Source organism: Acinetobacter sp. 228, assembly GCF_048147885.1.
Window position 1 is genome coordinate 1 of sequence record NZ_JAYWYV010000073.1, and the last position, 2233, is coordinate 2233.

The window sequence follows — 2233 nt, forward strand, 5'->3', positions numbered from 1 at the left end:
GTCCATTGTATGCATTATGTATCAACAAATATGTCAAACTGCCTGAAAATAATCCTTTAGCAAAGCAGTTTGTTGAAGCAGATGCTAACAACACACGCGAATTGCCGAGCTTTGGGATTACCTTATTTACGATCATGCTACCGGTTGCATTGATGCTAGTTGGTAGTTGGGCAGATGTTTTCTTTGCACCAAAAACGTTCCCAAATGAGTTATTACGCTTTATTGGTACTTCTGATATTGCATTGCTTATTGCTGTTTTGGTCAGCTTTATTACTTTTGGCACGATGCAGGGTTTTAACCGTGAACAAATTGAAAAATTCTGTGGTGGATGTCTAGCTTCAATTGCGGGTATTTTGCTGATTGTTGGTGCTGGTGGCGGTTTCGGCGGTATTTTAAGAGACAGTGGAATTTCTAATGAAATCGTCTCTACTGCTTTAAAAGCAAACCTTTCACCATTGTTATTAGGATGGCTTGTTGCTGCTCTCATACGTCTGGCAACAGGTTCGGCTACTGTTGCGATGGCCACGGCTTGTAGCATTGTCGCACCTATTGCGGCGGCAGCAGGTGTAGTCGTTAGACCTGAACTTTTAGTATTAGCAACAGGTTCTGGATCATTAATTTTCTCGCATGTAAACGATGCTGGTTTCTGGCTAATCAAAGAATATTTTGGAATGACAGTTGGGCAGACACTGAAGACTTGGTCTGTACTGGAAACAATTATTTCGGTACTTGGTTTGTCTTTCACATTGTTGCTTAGTGCTGTTTTGTAATTAGAGGTAGGTAATCCATGATAGTGATAGCAATGGGTGTTTGTGGCACAGGGAAAACCCTTATTGGTGAGTTGTTATCAGAGCGTTTGGCTTGTGAGTTTCTTGATGGCGATACGCTTCATTCAGCTGCAAATAAAAGTAAGATGAGCCAAGGTATCCCTTTAACCGATGAAGACCGCTTGCCGTGGTTGCAAGCTATTCGTCAGGCAATTGAAGCAAAACAAAGAGATGGTGAAACGGCTGTGTTTACATGCTCATCTTTAAAGCGGATGTATCGCGATATTTTAAGAGGGCAGGACCAAAATGTTAAGTTTGTATATCTAAAAGGTTCTTATGAACTATTACAGCAAAGACTTGCAGAAAGATCTGGTCATTTTTTTGATCCAGCATTGTTACAAACCCAACTAGATACATTAGAGGAACCTGATGTGAATGAAGCAATTGCTATTGATATTGCTCTCACACCAGAACAGATCATTGAACAAGTTATCCAGAAGTTAGGGGTAACTGATAGTGTGTGTCGGGGGTAAATTCATCTAGAAAATATCGAAACTATCCATGCTTTAAGAATTCACCTTGTGGTCTACGGTTCAAGCAAGGTGAGTACTGATAATAATAGTGGTATTGATCCGAAGAAGAACTGATTACAGTGTACGGTTCGGGGATATATAAAGACATACAAATAATAAGGTATTAAGAAGAATGAATCAGTTAAATAATTTGCAGCATAAATTCCCAGTAGTGGACGGTATTCCTGAAAGTGTACGTTTGCCATCTCAAATTCATCAGCGTGTTTCACTCGTGGATGGTGAGTTGAAGTTATGGGCTGGTGCAACCAAGAAAACATTATCTCCAATCTGGATTCAGCAGCCTGACGGTAGCCTAGAGCAAGTTGAACTTGGTAGTTATCCAGTCATGGGTGAGAAAGAAAGCGATGAAGCATTAGAAGCAGCGGTACGAGCTTATAACAATGGTCGTGGCGAATGGCCAATGACGAAGGTTAGTGAGCGTATTGCATGTATGCAAAATTTCATTCAGCGCATGGTAGAGCAACGAGATCTGATTATTAAGCTGATCATGTGGGAAATTGGCAAGAGCTTGGCTGATTCAGAGAAAGAGTTTGATCGTACTATTACCTACATGCGTCAAACCATTGATGCCCTGAAAGATCTAGATAATGCCAACTCCCGCTTTGTAATTGCTGAAGGCACCATTGGTCAAATTCGTCGTACTCCATTAGGTGTTGTGTTGTGTATGGGACCATACAACTACCCGCTAAACGAAACCTTCGCGACCCTGATCCCAGCTATGCTGATGGGTAATACCATTATTTTTAAACCGCCTCAATTTGGAACTTTACTATTTGAACCATTGTTAGAGGCATTTCGTGATTCATTTCCAAAAGGGGTGATCAATACCATTTATGCACCAGGTTCTCTAGTGGTGCCGCATTTGCTGGCATC

3 protein-coding genes are annotated in these 2233 nt (G+C 41.2%); all 3 read left to right on the forward strand.

Features of this window, described 5'->3' with window-relative positions; genetic code table 11:
- On the forward strand, positions 1 to 770 hold a 770-nt coding region (locus VXQ92_RS15900), incomplete at its 5' end, for a DUF401 family protein (RefSeq protein WP_416682467.1).
- Positions 771 to 787: 17 nt separating this feature from the next.
- Positions 788 to 1300, forward strand: a complete 513-nt coding sequence (locus VXQ92_RS15905; protein ID WP_001978744.1) for a gluconokinase — start codon at positions 788 to 790, stop codon at positions 1298 to 1300.
- Positions 1301 to 1472: 172 nt separating this feature from the next.
- Positions 1473 to 2233: aldehyde dehydrogenase family protein (locus VXQ92_RS15910; protein ID WP_416682468.1), on the forward strand; the 761-nt coding region annotated here is incomplete at its 3' end.